The following is a 15,704-nucleotide window of genomic DNA, read 5'->3' as shown; positions in this document are numbered from 1 at the left end:
CGCCGTACGGCCTGCCGTACGCGGCCGGACATCCGCTCCCCGGAGCCGGGCACGATCCGGCGCGGCGGGCGCCGCGTACGGAGCCCGAGCCGCCTCCGGCCTCCGGCGACCGGCCGCCCGCCGAGCGCCCGGGCGCGACTCCGCACGACTCGCTCGCGCCTCACCGCCCTGAGGGCCAGAGCCCTCACCGCCCCGCGCCCGAGCACCACCGGCCGGGCCCCGGACACGGATACGTGCCGGGTTCCGGCGACGAGAAGGAGCGGGAGGGGCGGCACCGCGAAGGGCGCAAGCCCGGGGACCGGGACCGGGACCGGGACCGGCGGGAGCGGGAGCGGGAACAGGAGCGCGACCGCCGGCGCGAGGGCGCACGGGAGCAGCGGCCCGGGCAACAACGCCCCCCGGCCCCCGTACCGTCCGACCGGCCGGACCGGCCCCGCGCCGAGGAACCGCGCAAGCACCGGGGGAGCCAGCAGCACCGGCGTCCCTCCGCGTCCCCGTCGCCGCAGGAGTCCCGGAAGCAGCACGGACAGCGAGGCGGGTCCGAGCAGCGGCCCCCGTCCTCCTTCGGGAAGCCGGTGGCACCGCGCGCACCGGACCAGGCGATCGGCAAGCACGACCTGTACGCGACCGACGACCCCGGCCCCCGGCGGGCGGGCGCGGCCGGGGACCCCGTGGCCGTCCGCCCCTCCGGCCAGGTGCTGCCCGTGCTGCCGCTCGGCGCCGGGATGACGCTCATGGGGCTGGGGCTCGCCTTCCTCGCGTTGCACCTGCGGCGCGGCTGACCGGGCCGCGGCCCCGCGCCGGGCACCCCTCACGCAGCGGGCACCCTTCCCGCAGCGGCCCCCTGGCAGCAGGCCCCTCCCGCAGCGGGCACCGCCTCGGCTCGCGGCCCGTCCGGAGGCGGCCGCCCTCGCTCGGCACCCGGAGCGGCGCCGATGCAGAATGGGGGCATGACGCAGCCGAGCAACGAACAGTCGCAGGAGAGCCCGCAGGTCCTGGTGGTCGGCCCGGACGGGATGGCTCTCGGCAGTACCGGCGCCAAGGGCGGCGACGGTGAGGGCGATGAGCAGGCTGAGGTCCCCGTGACGGAGATGGTGGAGCAGCCCGCGAAGGTCATGCGGATCGGCAGCATGATCAAGCAGCTGCTGGAGGAGGTGAAGGCGGCGCCCCTGGACGAGGCCAGCCGGGCCCGCCTCAAGGAGATCCACACCAGCTCGATCAAGGAGCTGGAGGACGGACTCGCACCCGAGCTGATCGAGGAACTGGAGCGGCTCTCGCTGCCCTTCACCGAGGACTCCACCCCGACCGACGCCGAGCTGCGCATCGCGCAGGCCCAGCTCGTCGGCTGGCTGGAGGGCCTCTTCCACGGCATCCAGACGGCGCTGTTCGCCCAGCAGATGGCGGCACGCGCCCAGCTGGAGCAGATGCGCAGGGCACTGCCGGCCGGTGCGCTGCCGCCCGACGAGGCGGCGCAGGTCAACGAGGCGCACCGCCGCTCGGGCGGCCCCTACCTGTAACAGCGGGCGCCGGCCGCCGGAGCCCTGCCGCGCCCGGCCCGTACTGGCCAGTCCCTACCCGAGGGCGCGTACCGGACGGCCCGTACTGGACGGCGCGTACCGGAGGGCACGTGCCGGAGGCCGGAGGGCACGTGCCGGAGGCCCGCCCGGAGCGACCGCGTCGAGGTCACTCCGGGCGGGCCATCCAGTGGTACAGGGCCATCGCCACGCTGGTGGCGAGGTTGTAGCTGGAGACCTGGGGCCGCATCGGGAGGGCCACGAGGTGGTCGGCGCGGGCCCGCAGCTCCTCGGTCAGGCCGTGCCGTTCCGAGCCGAAGGCGAGCAGCGCACCGGCCGGAAGCTCCACCCGGCGCAGGTCCTCACCCTCCGGGTCGAAGGCGAACAGCGGGCGCCGCGGCAGCTGTTCGCTCCTGCACCGCTCGACGGGCACGGCGAAGTGCAGCCCGGCGCCCGCCCGTACCGCCGCGTGATGCCAGGGGTCGGCGTCCCCCGTGGTGAGCACCCCGGCAACCCCCGCGCCCGCCGCCAGCCGGACGACGGCACCGACGTTGCCGAGGTTGCGCGGGTTGTCGAGGACGACGAGGGGCGCGTCCGCCGCGTTCCCCCAGGGCATCCGGGGGGCGCTGTCCCGCCGGGCGAGGGCGGCCACCCCCGTGGGGTGCGGCCGGGGCACCAGGGTGCGGAGCGTCCCGGCGGGCACCTCGCGCAGCAGCCCGTCCAGGGCGGCGGTCAGATCGGGTGCCAGCCGCCCGGTCAGCGCCAGCGCGGCCTCCCTGTCGGTGGCCAGCGCCACCGGCACCCGTGCCCCGAAACGCAGTGCGTGCTTGAGCGCGTGGAAGCCGTCCAGCAGCACACCGCCGGCCGTGTGCCGCGCCCACTCCGTCTCCGCCGTCGTCGTCACCCGGCCACCCTACGAGCGGCCGCGCCCGCCGCTGTCACCGCTGTCACCGCTCTCGCCGCCGGCTCCACCGGGCCCCGGACGCCGCCCGGCGGCTCCGCGGGCGCCCCGGGCGGTCACTCGGACGTCCCCGGTACGGTTCCGGACGCCCTCCACGCCGCCCCGGACTCCCTCGGTGCGGAAGCGAACTTCCTCGGTGCGGGCCCGGACTCCCCCGATGCGGAACCGGACTCCCCCGGTGCGGGCCCGGCCGACGGCTGCGGTGGTGTCCGGGGGGCCTGCGGGGTCCGCGGGCCCGGGGGAGCCATCGCGGGCCACCCGGGAGCGGGGGGCGCGGCGGCGTCTGGTCCGGGCCGTCGCGCGCCGGGCAGCAGCCCCCGCAGCCGGCCTCCCAGCGCGCCGGCGTGCCGTCCGGCCCAGACGAGGAAGACGGTCGGCAGGAAGACGGCGTCCGCCGCGATCATCGCGAGCGAGAAGAAGGGCAGTCCGAGGAGGACGGCGATGCTGAGGTGTTCGAGGATCATGAACGCCAGCAGGACGTTCTTCACGCGCCGGTTGAAGAGGGTGAACGGGAAGGCGACCTGGGTGATGACGGTGCCGTAGGTGACCAGGAAGATCATGACGCCGCTGCCGGCCAGCAGGTGGCTCAGTTCGGGCCAGGGCGTGAAGTAGTCCAGGTTCATCGGGTAGTAGACGGCGGTGCCGTCCTGCCACCTGCTGCCCTGGATCTTGTACCAGCCGGCCGTCGAGTAGATCAGGCAGACCTCGACCATGATGACGAGCAGCACGCCGTTGTGCGCCAGGTTGGCGAGGATGTCGCACACCGTGCGCGCCTCGCGCACCGCCTCACCGCCCCGTACGGCCGCCCTCTCCAGGCACCACCACAGGCCGTGCGCGGCCCACAGCGCCCAGAAGAAGAGGGCCCATCCCGTGCTCAGCGCACCCGCGATCGTGCCGCCCAGCAGAATGGCCCCGAGTACCGCCCACAGCACCACACCGCCGGTGGCCGCCACGGCGTTGGCGGGGACCGCGGCGCCCGCGTGCGCCTGATGCGGGACGTGGTACGGGGCATTCTCTTGCGCGGCCTCGTGACCGCCCTCCTGCGCGGCCTGGTGCTCGGCCTTCTGCGCGACCTCGTGCGCCGCCGCTCTCGCGGCGTTCTCCTCGGCGCGGCGGGCCCGCCGTGCGTCCAGGGACCACACCTGGGCGCAGCGGGTGAGCACCAGGTACATCGCCATCAGGTGGATGACGTTGTCGCCGCCGTCGCCCATGAAGACGCTGCGGTTCTGGAGGGAGAGCACCCCCACCATGAACAGTACGGAAGAGATCCTGGTGTGCCAGCCGAGCATCATGGCGGCGGCGGACGCCATGGCGACCGCGTAGACGAGTTCGAACCAGCTGGTGCTCCCGGACCACAGCAGCACCGTGAAGGACTTGTTGGTCTCGACCAGCTGTTTGCCGAGCCCGAAGCTCCAGGGCCCGTCGGGGCCGTACAGCTCGTGCCGGTGCGGCCATTCGCGCAGCAGGAACAGCAGCCAGGCCGCGCCGAATCCGATGCGGACGATCGCCGTCTGGTACGGGCCCAGGGCGTGCGCCGTAACCCTCGTCAGACCGCGCGAGACACAGCGCTCGATCCGCACGCGGAGGCCCGCGACACCGGGAGCGGGCCCGCCCGGGCCCATGTACCGTCCCTGTGCGCTCACTTGGCGCCTCCCGGAAGGTCGGCACTGGTGACCTGCCACCACGGCTGCACGGAGTACTGGGTGCGCAGGTCGGCCTTCTCCTCGCTCCACTTGGGCGGAGCGACCGGAGTGACGGCGGAGCGCACCTGGACCCGCTCGACGCTGCCGCCGTTCAGTTCGGACCCGAAGCGCAGCATCACGATGCGCTTGATGTACTGCTCGGACAGGCGCCCGCGCAGCCCGTAGGGCTTGCCCTTCTCGTCGTGGTTGTCGACGTAGAACTCCCAGGCGCGGCGCAGTTCGTTCTGCTGGGTGTGGCTGGGCGCCGGGTTCCCGTCGATGGCCTCTCCGTCCATGGCGCTGAGGTTGACCCAGCCGGTGGTCTCGGTGCCGCCGTCCTCCTTGGCGACGGTCGCGCGGGCGTGCACGGCGACGTTCTGCTGGAGGGGGTTGGGCGCGAAGAGCTTCCAGTTGCGTTCGAACTCCGGGTAGACGTAGGAGTCGACGACGTCCGCGTGCCGCTTGCTGATGGTGTTGTCCGGTGCTGTCTGCAGAAAGACCATCGCCACGTGGAAGGCGACTCCGACGGTGACGACGGCCACGGCTATCGCGACGAAGATCCGCGCGGGGAGTGACAGCGCGGCGATCCCGCGCATGCCGTCCGCTTCCCCCGCACTGTCCGTCCCGGGCACCTGGTGCGCTGCTGGCTCCATGCCCTCCCTGCTCCCCATTTCTCCGTGCCCACGACGGGACCGGTCCTCCTCGAGACTCTCAGAGACTACTGGGGCCCGTAAGCCCGGCTCCGCGGGTCCGCGTCATTCGCTCTTGACAGCCCGCGGGGGCGCGCTCATGCTTGAACCGAACGATCGGTCGGTAGGGAGAGGGGGCTCGTATGACACCGGTGACCACGCCGTCGCCCAGCCGGCGCGCGGAGGGGCCGTCCGGCACCGCGGAGGGGCCGGGCCCGGAGGAGGAGCAGGCGCTCCAGGCCCGCTTCGACGCCGCCGTCGCCGCCGAGGAGCGCATCGAGCCGCGCGACTGGATGCCGGACGCCTACCGCGCCACCCTCGTCCGCCAGATCGCCCAGCACGCGCACTCCGAGATCATCGGCATGCAGCCGGAGGCCAACTGGATCACCCGCGCCCCGTCGCTGCGCCGCAAGGCGATCCTGATGGCCAAGGTGCAGGACGAGGCGGGACACGGCCTGTATCTGTACGGCGCGGCCGAGACGCTCGGCGTCAGCCGCCAAGAGCTGCTGGACAAGCTGCACGAGGGCCGCCAGAAGTACTCCTCGATCTTCAACTACCCCACGCTGACCTGGGCCGATGTCGGCGCGATCGGCTGGCTGGTGGACGGCGCCGCTATCACCAACCAGGTGCCGCTGTGCCGCTGTTCGTACGGCCCCTACGCGCGCGCCATGGTGCGGATCTGCAAGGAGGAGTCCTTCCACCAGCGCCAGGGCTACGAGTTGCTGCTCGCCCTCACCCGTGGCACCGACGCCCAGCGCGCGATGGCCCAGGACGCGGTGGACCGCTGGTGGTGGCCCTCGCTGATGATGTTCGGTCCGCCCGACGACGAGTCGGCACACAGCGCCCGGTCGATGGAGTGGAAGATCAAACGGCACTCCAACGACGAGCTGCGCCAGCGGTTCGTGGACATCTGCGTCCCCCAGGCCGAAGCGCTCGGCCTCTCCCTCCCGGACCCGGACCTGCGCTGGAACGAGGAGCGCGGCCACTGGGATTTCGGAGCGATCGACTGGGAGGAGTTCCGCCAGGTCCTCAAGGGCAACGGCCCCTGCAACGAGCAACGGCTCGCCCGCCGCCGCGCCGCGCACGAGAACGGTGCCTGGGTCCGCGAGGCCGCCGCCGCCCACGCGGCCAAGCACGCGGCGGGCGGCCCCCGCCGGTCCGCCACCGCCCCGGCCGCGAGGAGCCGCGCATGAGCGCCGACTGGCCCCTGTGGGAGGTCTTCGTCCGCAGCAGGCGCGGCCTGTCCCACACCCATGCGGGAAGCCTGCACGCCCCCGACGCCCGCATGGCCCTGCGCAACGCCCGCGACCTGTTCACCCGCCGCTCCGAGGGCGTCTCCCTGTGGGTGGTCCCCTCCAGCGCGATCACCGCCTCCTCGCCGGACGAGAAGGACCCCTTCTTCGAGCCCGCCGCCGACAAGCCCTACCGCCACCCGACGTTCTACGAGGTCCCCGAAGGGGTGCGGAACCTGTGACCGCGACCGTGCCGCCCCGCGCCCTGGCCACGCTCCCCCTTGGTGACGACGCGCTGGTCCTCTCCCACCGCCTCGGCGAATGGGCCGGCCACGCCCCCGTCCTGGAGGAGGAGGTGGCGCTCGCCAACATCGCGCTGGACCTGCTGGGCCAGGCCAGGGCGGTGTACGCGGAGCTGGCCGAGGTGCTCGGCAGCGAGGACGAGATCGCCTTCCTCCGCGAGGAACGGGAGTTCCGCAACTGCCAGTTGGTCGAGCAGCCGAACGGGGACTTCGCGCACACCATCGTCCGCCAGCTGTTCTTCTCCTCCTACCAGCAGCCGCTCCACGCCCATCTGGCCCCGTCCCTCCCCCTGGCGGCCAAGGCCGTACGGGAGACGGCCTACCACCGCGACCACGCCGAGCAGTGGACGCTGCGCCTGGGGGACGGCACCGAGGAGAGCCACGCCCGCACCCAGCGCGCGGCCGACGCCCTGTGGCGGTACACCGGCGAGCTGTTCCAGCCGATCGAGGGCCTGGACGTGCCGTGGGAGGAGCTGGAAGAGGAGTGGAGCGCCACCGTCGGCGACGTCTTCGCACGGGCGGGGCTCACCGTTCCCACCGGCCCGCGCCGGGACGCCTGGTCGGCGGGTGCGGGACGCGAGGGGGTCCACACCGAGCCGTTCGGCCGCATGCTCGCCGAGATGCAGCATCTGCACCGCAGCCACCCGGGGGCGACATGGTGAGGCGACCCGCCCCCCGCGCGGCCGAACCCCGCCCTTCGCCCGCCACCTCCACCAGGACGTCCACCGGCAGCTCCGCCGATACCTCCGCCGGTACCCCTGCCGGTGCCTCCACCGGTACCTACGCCGGAACCCCTGCCGGTATTTCCGCCGGACCCCCTGCCGATATCTCCACCGGGGCCCCTGCCGGTATCTCCACCGGATCCCCTGCCGCTACCTCCGCCAGCACCTTCGCCGAGCTGGCGGGTGCGGTGCCCGACCCCGAACTGCCCGTGGTCACGCTCGCCGAGCTAGGCGTGCTGCGCCGGGTCACCGAGCCGGAACCCGGCCGGGTCCTCGTCGAGCTGACCCCCACCTACACCGGCTGCCCCGCCGTCGAGGCGATGGCCGCCGACATCGAACAGGCGCTGAGGGAAGCCGGCGCCGCGCACGTCGAGGTCCGCACGGTGCTCGCCCCGCCCTGGTCCACCGACGACATCAGCGACGAGGGCCGCCGCAAGCTCGCCGGGCACGGCATCGCCCCGCCCCGCACCGGGGCCCGCGCCCGAGGCCCGGTCCTGGTCGGGCTGTCCCCCACCCGCCGCGTCCCCGGCACGCCCGGCAGGACCGGCCCGCCCCTCGCCCCCTGCACGCCCGAAACCGACGGCCCGGAAGGGGAGGGCCAACAGCGCCAGGGCCAGGAGAGGGAACCCGTCCGCTGTCCGCACTGCGGCTCGGCCGCCACCGAACTCCTCAGCCGCTTCTCCTCCACCGCCTGCAAGGCGCTGCGCCGCTGCACGGCCTGCCGCGAGCCCTTCGACCACTTCAAGGAGGTGTGAGGGTGCCCGCCTTCCACCCGTTGCGGGTCCAGTCGATCGAGCGCCTCACCGACGACGCGGCGGCCCTCACCCTCGCCGTTCCCCCGAAGCTGCGCGAGACCTTCGGCTACGCCCCCGGACAGCACCTCACGCTGCGGCGCGTGACCGAGCGCGGTGAGGAGATCCGCCGCACCTACTCGCTGTGCGACCGGGCCCGCCGGCGCCCCGGCACACTGCGGGTGGGCGTCCGCCTCGTGGAGGGCGGGGAGTTCTCCCCGTACGTCCTCAAGGAGCTGACCGAGGGCAGCACGGTCGAGGTGCTGCCGCCTGCCGGGCGGTTCGTGCTGGAGCCGCGTCCGGGGCGGTTCGCCGCCGTCGTCGGCGGCAGCGGCATCACGCCCGTGCTCTCCATCGCCGCCACCCTGCTGGCACACGAACCCGAGGCGCGGTTCTGCCTCATACGCAGCGACCGGACGACGGCCTCCACGATGTTCCTGGAAGAGGTGGCCGACCTCAAGGACCGCTACCCCGAGCGCTTCCACCTGGTGACGGCCCTCTCCCGCGAGGAGCAGCACGGCGGGCTGCCCTCCGGCCGCCTCGACACCGAGCGGCTGACCACACTGCTCCCCGCGCTCCTCTCCCCGCCCGGGGTCCGCGAGATGGACGGTTGGTATCTGTGCGGCCCCCTCGGCCTGGTCGAGGGTGCCGCCGCGGCACTGCGCGCCCTGGGCGTGCCCCGCGCGCGCGTGCACCAGGAGATCTTCCACGCGGACGCGCGCACCGCCCGCTCCGCGCCACCGCCGCCGACGGGCGCGGTGTCCGCCTCGGCGACGCTCAGCGCCACCCTCGGCGGGCGCGGCGGGAGTTGGCCCGTCCAGGAAGGGGAGACGCTTTTGGAGACGGTCCTGCGGAACCGGACGGACGCCCCCTACGCCTGCAAGGGCGGCGTCTGCGGCACCTGCCGGGCCCGGCTGCTCGGCGGCGAGATCCACATGGACCGCAACTTCGCCCTGGAGGACGAGGAGGTGGCGGCCGACTACGTCCTGGCCTGCCAGTCCCGCCCCCTGACCCCGGAGATATCCCTGGACTTCGACGCCTGACCGGTTCGCCCAGCCAGTGCCTCCACCCGATATCTCCGCCCGATATCTCCAGCCGGGACCTCCGTCAGTTCACCGAGCCAGTTCACCCAGCGGGCACGGCCACCAGACCCGGACACCGGGCCTCGACACCAGGCCTCGACGCCAGGGACGGACGTCAGGCCCGGAAACCAGGCCCGGAAACCAGGGACAGACGTCAGAACCGGACACCAGCACCGGACACGGGCACCGGACGCCGGGACCGGACAGCAGAACCGGGACCGGGCACCGGAACCGGCGGGCTCACCGGCCCGCCCGTCCCGCGGGGTGCGCGCTGCGTGCCTGGTGCGACAGGCTGTCCAGTGCGTCGATCAGCTCCTGGCCGGCCCGCTCCACCGGCTCCAGCTGGGCCACCAGCGCCCGGCTGGAGGCGACGTCCGGTGCCTGGATGCGCTCTTCGAGCTGGTGGAGCGAGGACCGCAGCCGGGCCCGGTGCTCCGCCAGGTGCGTGGCCACGGCGTCGCACAGGAGCTGCCCCTGCTTCCCTGCCACCTCCACGAAGTCGGCGCGGGCGTCCTGTGCCTGCTGGTCGAGCTGGCCCTTGCGCTCGTCGCGGGCCCGCTCGATCACCGACTTGCGGTCCTTGAGGGCCTTGGCGCCCAGGGATCCGGCGAGCCCGACGGCCACCGCGGCGCCGACGGGGAAGACGAGGCTGGCCAGGGAGAGGCTGCTCATCAGCCAGGTGGCGCCTCCGGCCATCGGGCCGACCACGCCGATGGTGGCCGCCGCGGCCTGGACCATGCCGTACAGGCCGAGCGGGCGCCGTTCGTCTAGCGGGTTCAGCAGGTCGCCGGGGTCCATCGGCTCGGGTGCGACGAGTTGTGCGGCCGCGTCCTGGCCGCCCAGTTCCAGGTGGAGGGCCGCGCGCGCACGGGAGTCCAGTTCCCGCAGGTGCCCCTGCCAGACCGTGGCCGGTCCCTGGGCGGCGTTCATCCACTCGGTGAACAGCCGGGTCTGCCGCCGCCGGATGTCGCTGGTGTGCTCCAGGCCGAGGTCACCGTTGTCGATCACGGTGTCCAGCTCCTGGTGGAAGACGTGGGCCAGCCCGCCGAAGAGCTGTTCGGTGGTCCGGATCCGGCGGGAGATGTCTTCCCGCAGCTCCCGCTCGATGCGTGCCGCGGCCTCGTCCACCTGGTCCCTCTGCCGCCGCAGGGCGCTCCGCTGGGTGGTCAGCTCCTCCACGGACACCCGGTGGGTGGCGAGGGTGTCCGCGACGAGACGGTGCCTGCGGCGGACCAGCCGACGGGTCTCCTCCGCGATGCGTTCCAGGTGGACCTGGCCGGCACCGTTCTCGATCAGCCGGGTCAGGCGCTCGCGCAGCGCGTCCATCCGGCTGTTGGCCCGGTTGCGGTGTGCGGCCTCGCGGCTGCCCTCGCTCTCGTCGAGGGCGGCCTGCGCCTCCCACGCCGGTGACACGGGCACGAAGCCCTCGCCGATGAAGGCGGCCTCGGCGTCGCCGAAGCGTTCGCGCAGGTAGGTGTTGTTGGTCTCCAGTGCCGACTGCCACGCGGGCCGGTTGTCGTTGCCCAGCTGGTTGGCCCGGTCGATGCCGGTCAGCACCCACAGCACCGGCTTTCCGGTCTGCAGGTGGTGGTTGTAGAGGTCGGTGATCAGGCCCAGTTCGTGGGCGGTCAGGGTCGCGGTGCCCTGGCTGACGTAGACGAAGCAGTCCGCCTCGGCCCAGGCGTTGCGCATGATGCTCTCGTAGGCGGGGTTCGGTGACTCGGCGCCGGGCAGGTCGAAGAACTTGGCGGGCAGTGCGGCGTCGGGCAGCAGGAGTTCGAGTTCCTCGACGGTGAGCTGGTAGTGGGCCGGGTCCCGGTTGGTGACGTCTCCGTCCGCCGCGCCGTAGGCGGCGAGGACGCCGGGCCGCAGGTCGGTGCCGATGTCCACCCAGCCGTCCCGGGAGGTCTCCGCGAACCTCACGCGCAGCAGCCCTCTCGATCCGGACGGGACCGAGGAGTCGGCCTCGACCGGCGTGACGGTGGACGGGCAGGCCGTGGTGGGCAGCGGCGAGGAGGGCAGGATGCCGAGGTACTTCTCGGTGTACCCGCCGTCGTCCTGCGGCAGCCGGACGTACCGGAGGCCCTTCTGCAGTCCGCTGATCAGGAAGCTCTTCCCGGAGGACTGCCGGCCCAGCAGCCCCACGTTGAGCAGTGTGGACAGCGCGCGGCTGCGTTTGCCGGCCAGGTCGCGGACGTCGCGGTCGATCCCGGCGGGATCCACCGCCACGCCCGCGACGCCGGTCAGCGTGTGCAGCCACTCCTCGGAGCGGTTCAGCAGCACCTGCAGCTCTTCGCGCATCTCCTCAACGGTCGCCATGCCGCATGCATACCGCAATTCCCCGCTCCGCAAGGGAACTTCGCGTCATCGGCCGGTCCGTGAACCGTTCCGCCCGGTGGCGGCCGTCTTCCGTCCGTGTGGCCGGTACCGTAACCTGACGGCTCGTCAGTTCCACCTGGTACGGAGACCGAAGGGCGGCGGGCCATGGACTTCGGGTTCAGTGAGGAGCAGGAGGCGGCCAGGGAGGCCGCCGAGGGCGTGTTCTCGCAGGTGGCGCCCGACGGCGTACCGAGCCCGGCGCTGGTGCCCGGCGCGGTGGCCGACGACTTCGACCGCGCGCTGTGGGACCGCCTCGCCCGCACCGATCTACTGGGCCTCACCGTGCCGCGCGCGTACGGGGGTTCGGGCCTGGACGCGGTGGCGCTCTGCCTGGTGCTGCGCGAGGCGGGCCGGGCACCGGCACGCGTCCCGCTGCTGGAGACCGGCGCGACGGCCCTGGTCCTGGGCGCGTACGGCAGCGAGGAACTGCGGACCGCGCTGCTGCCGCGGATCGCCTCGGGCCGACTGGCGCTGACGGTGGCGGGCCACGGGAGGACGGGCCACGAGCCCCCCGAGCGGGCCGTGACGGCCAGCCCGGCGGCGGACGGGAACGGCTGGGTACTGGAGGGCGTGCAGACCGCCGTGCCCTGGGCGCGGACGGCCGACCTCGCCGTCGTCCCGGCGCACACCCCGCGCGGGGAAGCCCTGCTGGCGTTCGTCGCCCCCCGGGACACCCCGGGCCTCGCCCTCGCCGAACAGGCGTCCACCAACGGCGAGCGGTACGCCGAACTGCGGCTGGAGGGGGTGCGGGTCCCCGCCCGGGACGTCGTCGAGGACGCCGGGGCGCCGGACCTGCTGCTCCGGCTGCTGGCCACCGGTACCTGCGCGCTGGCGCTCGGGCTGGGCAGCCGGGTGCTGGAGATGACCAGCGGATACGTCAGCCGCCGCGAGCAGTTCGGGTTCCCCCTGGCCACGTTCCAGGCGGTGGCCGTCCAGGCGGCGGACCGCTACATCGACCTGCGGGCGATGGAGGCGACGCTCTGGCAGGCGGCCTGGCGGCTCGACCCGGTCGATGTGGCGGTCGCCAAGATGTGGGCGGCCGACGGGGTGCGCCGCCTCGTGCAGACGGCGCAGCACCTGCACGGCGGCGCGGGCGCCGACACGGACTACCCGCTGCACCGCTTCCACGCCTGGGCCAAGCAGTGGGAACTGTCCTACGGCCCGGCCGCCGCACACGAGGAGGCCCTGGCCGACCTGCTCGCCGCCAACCCCCCGGACTGAACCGGCCTCCGACGGCGGGCGGTTCAGTCGGGCGGCTCAGTCGTACGGTTCAGTCGTACGGTTCAGGCGGCCGGTGCCGCCCCGACCGGACTCGGCGGCCGACGCGGGTCCCGACGCCACCGGGCGGGACCCACGGGCTCCGGGGGCGGGTCGGGGTCGGGAGCCGGGCTCCGGACTCCGACTCCAGGGTCCGGGCTCCGGGGACCAGGGACCAGGTCCGGGCTCGCGGGGACCAGTCTCCGGGCTCCGGACTCCAGGCCCCGTCCGGCGGGTCAGCGCACGAACGCCGGTTCCGTCTCCCCGACCAGGGGACGTCCCGCGCTCTCCCAGGCGAGCATGCCGCCGTCCACGTTGACCGCGTCCACGCCCTGCTGGGCGAGGTAGGCGGCCACCTGCGCGGAGCGTCCGCCGACCCGGCAGACGACGTACACCCGCTCGGCCCCGTCCCGGGAACCCAGCCGCTCGGTCAACTCGCCCTGGCGCGCGACGAACTCGCTCATCGGAATGTGCAGCGCGCCCTCGGCGTGCCCGGCCGCCCACTCGTCGTCCTCGCGGACGTCCAGCAGCAGCGCGTCGGCCGGTACGGAGGCGGCGTCGATCTGCGGCACCTGTCCGGGAAGGGCGTTCATGCCTGTTCTCCCTGCTCTTGCTCACTGAGCCGGGCGAGCTCGCGCTCGCGCTCGGCCACCTGTCCGAGCAGCTGCTCGGCGATCTCTTCCAGCAGTGCGTCGGGGTCGTCGGGCGCCAGCTTCAGCATGGCGCCGATGGCGCTCTCCTCCAGCTCGGCGGCCGTCCGCGCGAGCATCTCCTTGCGCTGGGCCAGCCACTCCAGCCGGGCGTACAGCTCCTCGCCGCGCAGCAGCTCGGCCACCGGCCCGGGCAGCGGGCCCGCCTCCCACTCCTCGGCGAGCGCGGCGAGCGCGGGCGCGTCACCGTCCGCGTACGCCTTGTTCACCCGGACGAGAAACGCCTCGCGGCGCTCGCGCTCGGCCTCGTCCTGGGCCAGGTCGGGGTGGGCCTTGCGGACCAGGTCGCGGTAGGCGCGGCGGGCCTCCTCGCCGGGACGCACCCGGCTCGGCGGGCTGACGGGCTGCTCGTTGAGCATCGCCTGCGCCTCGGGGAGCATGCCCGTGGAGTCGATCCAGCCGAAGAACAGCTCCTCGACCTTGGGCATGGGCAGCACGGCGCCGCGCTTCTCGTCCGCCCTGCGGATGTCCTCGGGGTCGCCGGTGCGGGCGGCGATCGCCTCGGCGATCCGCGCGTCCAGTTCGTCGAGCCGGGCGTAGACGGGGCCGAGGCGCTGGTGGTGCAGCCGGGAGAAGTTCTCCACCTCCACGCGGAAGGTCTCGACCGCGATCTCGTACTCGATCAGCGCGGTCTCCGCGGCGCGTACGGCCTTCTCGAGCCGCTCCGTTCCGGGTTCGTCGCTCGCCTGCGCGGGGGAGTTGGCGTTCATCGGCTCCACCCTACGACCGCGCCCCGCCCTCGCGCGCGCTCCCACCTGCTCCCAGGACGCCGCCACCGACCCCGGACACGCTCCCGCCCACGGCGGTGGCGGCGCTCCGTCCACGGCGGGGCGGCGCTCCACCGGGGGCGGCTGCGGCGCTCCGGCTGCGGCGCTCCTCACTCCTTGAAGGCTTCGGGGCAGGCGGCGGCGCCCTCGGGCAGCAGGTGGGAGTCGGCCCAGCGGGTGAGTTCCACCATGGCGGGCCGCAGGGCGTGGCCGGAGTCCGTGAGGCTGTAGCTGACGCGCAGCGGCGGGCCCTCCTCCACGGAGCGGGAGACCAGCCCGAGCGCCGCCAGCTCGGTGAGCCGGTCGGAGAGCATCCGCTCGCTGATGCCGGGTACGGCGCGGCGCAGCTCGGCGAAGTGGCCGGGCCCGCTCATCAGCGCGGCCAGGATCAGCCCGGTCCAGCGCTTTCCCAGCACGTGGAAGACGCGCGTGATGGCGTTCTCCGGCTCGGTGCAGGCGCCGGCCGCCGACCGCTCGGGCGGCGCGAGGTCACGCGGCTTTCCATGCTCGGACATGCCTCCATAGTACTGCGTCGACACAAGGGGATGCAGAAAAGTAAGTGACTGTGCTATACATAGCTACATCGCTATTCATAGCAACGTCGGAAAATCACCCGACCCGTGAACCACGAGGAGCACCCCCCATGGCCACCCTTCTCCACATCGACTCGTCCGTGTATCCCCGCGAGGTGTCCGTCTCCCGCGATGTCGCCGCCTCCTTCCGCAAGGCATGGGAGGCCGAGCACCCGGACGGGACGGTGATCCACCGCGATCTGGGCACCGAGCCGATCCCGCACCTGGAAGGCGTGGCCGCCGCCGCGGGCTTCATCGCCCCCGAGGAGCACACCCCGGAGCAGGCCGCCGCCTTCAGGCTGCGGGACGAGCTGGCCACCGAGCTGGAGCGTGCGGACGCGGTGCTGATCGGCGCGCCGATGTACAACTACACGATCCCCTCGACCCTCAAGGCGTGGCTGGACCACGTGATCATCATGGGCCGCACCAGCGGAGCGCCCACGACCACCCTCGCCGGCAAGCCCGCCACGGTCGTGGCCAGCCGCGGCGGCGGCTACGGGCCCGGCACCCCGCGCGAGAGCTTCGAGTTCGTGCTGACCTACCTGGAGAAGATCCTGGGCAAGGACGGGTTCGGCCTGGACGTGGAGTTCATCGTGCCGGAGCTCACCCTCGCCGAGGGCAACCCGGCCATGGCGGACCTGGTCGAGCTGTCGAAGACCTCCCGGGCCCGCGCCCACGAGGCCGCCGAGGCGCGCGGCAAGGCACTGGCCGCCCAGCTGGCCTGAGCAGGCGCGCTGCCGTACTCCGCCACCGGCGGGCGACCGTACTCCGCCGCCGGCGGGCGGCCCCGCCGTCGGCCGCCCGCCCGCCGGCCGCCCAACGGCCGCTCCACCGCCACCCGCTCACCGGCCGCTTCCCCCCGGAAGCGGCCGGTGACGTTTCAGGGCGGCTTCTTTGCCTGTTTGACCGTGTGTGCTCGCTTCCTCCCCCACAGGAAGGACGTCCGGCGTACGCGGGGTGGACGGGCGGAAGCGTGCCGGTACGGGCCGCACCGGATCTCGCGGACGGCCCGTGCGACCGACACGCTCCGCGAAAGGAACGCGC

The 15,704-nt window shown here is 73.6% G+C and carries 16 protein-coding genes; 9 read left to right on the top strand and 7 right to left on the bottom strand.

The window, feature by feature from the left end; all coding sequences use genetic code 11:
- Together FM076_RS16825 and FM076_RS16820 are read left to right on the top strand one after the other, a co-directional pair.
- The coding region (locus FM076_RS16825; RefSeq protein ID WP_207730272.1) for a hypothetical protein at positions 1-782 on the top strand (782 nt) is incomplete at its 5' end.
- A gap of 168 nt (positions 783-950) precedes the next feature.
- Positions 951-1,517: a bacterial proteasome activator family protein gene (locus FM076_RS16820; protein ID WP_173871625.1), complete on the top strand. Its 567-nt coding sequence runs from the start codon at positions 951-953 to the stop codon at positions 1,515-1,517.
- Positions 1,518-1,683: 166 nt separating this feature from the next.
- Here FM076_RS16820 and FM076_RS16815 read toward each other — a convergent pair whose 3' ends face one another.
- The 3 genes from FM076_RS16815 to FM076_RS16800 all read right to left on the bottom strand — a co-directional run bounded on the left by FM076_RS16815 (position 1,684) and on the right by FM076_RS16800 (position 4,810).
- A complete protein-coding gene (locus FM076_RS16815) occupies positions 1,684-2,418 on the bottom strand; it encodes a TrmH family RNA methyltransferase (protein ID WP_173871623.1) in 735 nt (244 codons plus the stop codon).
- Between the two features lie 113 nt (positions 2,419-2,531).
- Positions 2,532-4,097, bottom strand: a complete 1,566-nt coding sequence (locus tag FM076_RS33905) for an HTTM domain-containing protein (protein WP_243274963.1) — start codon at positions 4,095-4,097, stop codon at positions 2,532-2,534.
- A 17-nt stretch (positions 4,098-4,114) separates the two neighbouring features.
- Positions 4,115-4,810, bottom strand: coding sequence for a DUF5819 family protein (locus FM076_RS16800; protein ID WP_428814891.1), 696 nt, complete (start codon positions 4,808-4,810; stop codon positions 4,115-4,117).
- A 179-nt stretch (positions 4,811-4,989) separates the two neighbouring features.
- Between FM076_RS16800 and paaA the strand changes: the two genes are divergently transcribed.
- The 5 genes from paaA (at position 4,990) to FM076_RS16775 (ending at position 8,936) form a co-directional block, all read left to right on the top strand.
- Positions 4,990-6,039 (top strand): 1,2-phenylacetyl-CoA epoxidase subunit PaaA, encoded by a 1,050-nt coding sequence (gene paaA / locus FM076_RS16795; RefSeq protein ID WP_173871621.1) that lies wholly within the window; start codon positions 4,990-4,992, stop codon positions 6,037-6,039.
- Positions 6,036-6,320, top strand: a complete 285-nt coding sequence (gene paaB, locus FM076_RS16790) for a 1,2-phenylacetyl-CoA epoxidase subunit PaaB (protein WP_173871619.1) — start codon at positions 6,036-6,038, stop codon at positions 6,318-6,320. Before paaA ends, paaB begins: the two co-directional genes overlap by 4 nt.
- Entirely contained in the window at positions 6,317-7,042 is a 726-nt protein-coding gene (paaC, locus tag FM076_RS16785) for a 1,2-phenylacetyl-CoA epoxidase subunit PaaC (RefSeq protein ID WP_173871617.1), read from the top strand. Before paaB ends, paaC begins: the two co-directional genes overlap by 4 nt.
- A 188-nt stretch (positions 7,043-7,230) precedes the next feature.
- Positions 7,231-7,857 (top strand): 1,2-phenylacetyl-CoA epoxidase subunit PaaD, encoded by a 627-nt coding sequence (gene paaD, locus FM076_RS16780; protein ID WP_173874807.1) that lies wholly within the window; start codon positions 7,231-7,233, stop codon positions 7,855-7,857.
- Between the two features lie 2 nt (positions 7,858-7,859).
- Positions 7,860-8,936: a 2Fe-2S iron-sulfur cluster-binding protein gene (locus tag FM076_RS16775; RefSeq protein ID WP_173871615.1), complete on the top strand. Its 1,077-nt coding sequence runs from the start codon at positions 7,860-7,862 to the stop codon at positions 8,934-8,936.
- A gap of 279 nt (positions 8,937-9,215) precedes the next feature.
- Here FM076_RS16775 and FM076_RS16770 read toward each other — a convergent pair whose 3' ends face one another.
- Positions 9,216-11,294 carry a hypothetical protein gene (locus FM076_RS16770; RefSeq protein ID WP_173871613.1) on the bottom strand — a complete coding sequence of 693 codons (2,079 nt, stop codon included), beginning with the start codon at positions 11,292-11,294 and terminating at the stop codon, positions 9,216-9,218.
- Positions 11,295-11,459: 165 nt separating this feature from the next.
- On the opposite strand from FM076_RS16770, the gene FM076_RS16765 reads away from it, so the two are divergent.
- A complete protein-coding gene (locus tag FM076_RS16765; protein ID WP_173871611.1) occupies positions 11,460-12,575 on the top strand; it encodes an acyl-CoA dehydrogenase family protein in 1,116 nt (371 codons plus the stop codon).
- Between the two features lie 272 nt (positions 12,576-12,847).
- Here the strand turns inward: FM076_RS16765 and FM076_RS16760 are convergent, their stop codons facing one another.
- From FM076_RS16760 to FM076_RS16750, 3 genes are all read right to left on the bottom strand, one after another.
- Positions 12,848-13,204 carry a rhodanese-like domain-containing protein gene (locus tag FM076_RS16760; protein WP_173871610.1) on the bottom strand — a complete coding sequence of 119 codons (357 nt, stop codon included), beginning with the start codon at positions 13,202-13,204 and terminating at the stop codon, positions 12,848-12,850.
- Entirely contained in the window at positions 13,201-14,031 is an 831-nt protein-coding gene (locus tag FM076_RS16755) for a J domain-containing protein (protein WP_173871608.1), read from the bottom strand. The genes FM076_RS16760 and FM076_RS16755 overlap by 4 nt, the downstream gene beginning before the upstream one ends.
- Before the next feature lie 167 nt (positions 14,032-14,198).
- Positions 14,199-14,603 (bottom strand): winged helix-turn-helix transcriptional regulator, encoded by a 405-nt coding sequence (locus FM076_RS16750; protein ID WP_173871606.1) that lies wholly within the window; start codon positions 14,601-14,603, stop codon positions 14,199-14,201.
- A gap of 128 nt (positions 14,604-14,731) precedes the next feature.
- Between FM076_RS16750 and FM076_RS16745 the strand changes: the two genes are divergently transcribed.
- The gene (locus FM076_RS16745; RefSeq protein ID WP_173871604.1) at positions 14,732-15,385 is read left to right on the top strand and encodes an FMN-dependent NADH-azoreductase; all 654 of its coding nucleotides are present in this window, start codon (positions 14,732-14,734) and stop codon (positions 15,383-15,385) included.
- Positions 15,386-15,704 lie beyond the last annotated feature (319 nt).

Origin of the sequence: Streptomyces albus subsp. chlorinus (assembly GCF_013302895.1) — a bacterium.
GTDB classification, from domain to species: Bacteria; Actinomycetota; Actinomycetes; order Streptomycetales; family Streptomycetaceae; genus Streptomyces; species Streptomyces chlorinus.
The sequence above is the reverse complement of the archived record's forward strand: the minus strand, read 5'-3'. Positions and strand labels throughout refer to the sequence as shown.

Excerpts from the sequence above, each read along its gene's own strand:
- FM076_RS16820 (WP_173871625.1), top strand. The coding sequence starts at position 951 with ATGACGCAGCCGAGCAACGAACAGTCGCAGGAGAGCCCGCAGGTCCTG.
- FM076_RS33905 (WP_243274963.1), bottom strand. The coding sequence starts at position 4,097 with ATGGGCCCGGGCGGGCCCGCTCCCGGTGTCGCGGGCCTCCGCGTGCGG.
- FM076_RS16800 (WP_428814891.1), bottom strand. The coding sequence starts at position 4,810 with ATGGAGCCAGCAGCGCACCAGGTGCCCGGGACGGACAGTGCGGGGGAA.
- paaA (WP_173871621.1), top strand. The coding sequence starts at position 4,990 with ATGACACCGGTGACCACGCCGTCGCCCAGCCGGCGCGCGGAGGGGCCG.
- paaB (WP_173871619.1), top strand. The coding sequence starts at position 6,036 with ATGAGCGCCGACTGGCCCCTGTGGGAGGTCTTCGTCCGCAGCAGGCGC.
- FM076_RS16770 (WP_173871613.1), bottom strand. The coding sequence starts at position 11,294 with ATGGCGACCGTTGAGGAGATGCGCGAAGAGCTGCAGGTGCTGCTGAAC.
- FM076_RS16765 (WP_173871611.1), top strand. The coding sequence starts at position 11,460 with ATGGACTTCGGGTTCAGTGAGGAGCAGGAGGCGGCCAGGGAGGCCGCC.
- FM076_RS16760 (WP_173871610.1), bottom strand. The coding sequence starts at position 13,204 with ATGAACGCCCTTCCCGGACAGGTGCCGCAGATCGACGCCGCCTCCGTA.
- FM076_RS16755 (WP_173871608.1), bottom strand. The coding sequence starts at position 14,031 with ATGAACGCCAACTCCCCCGCGCAGGCGAGCGACGAACCCGGAACGGAG.
- FM076_RS16750 (WP_173871606.1), bottom strand. The coding sequence starts at position 14,603 with ATGTCCGAGCATGGAAAGCCGCGTGACCTCGCGCCGCCCGAGCGGTCG.
- FM076_RS16745 (WP_173871604.1), top strand. The coding sequence starts at position 14,732 with ATGGCCACCCTTCTCCACATCGACTCGTCCGTGTATCCCCGCGAGGTG.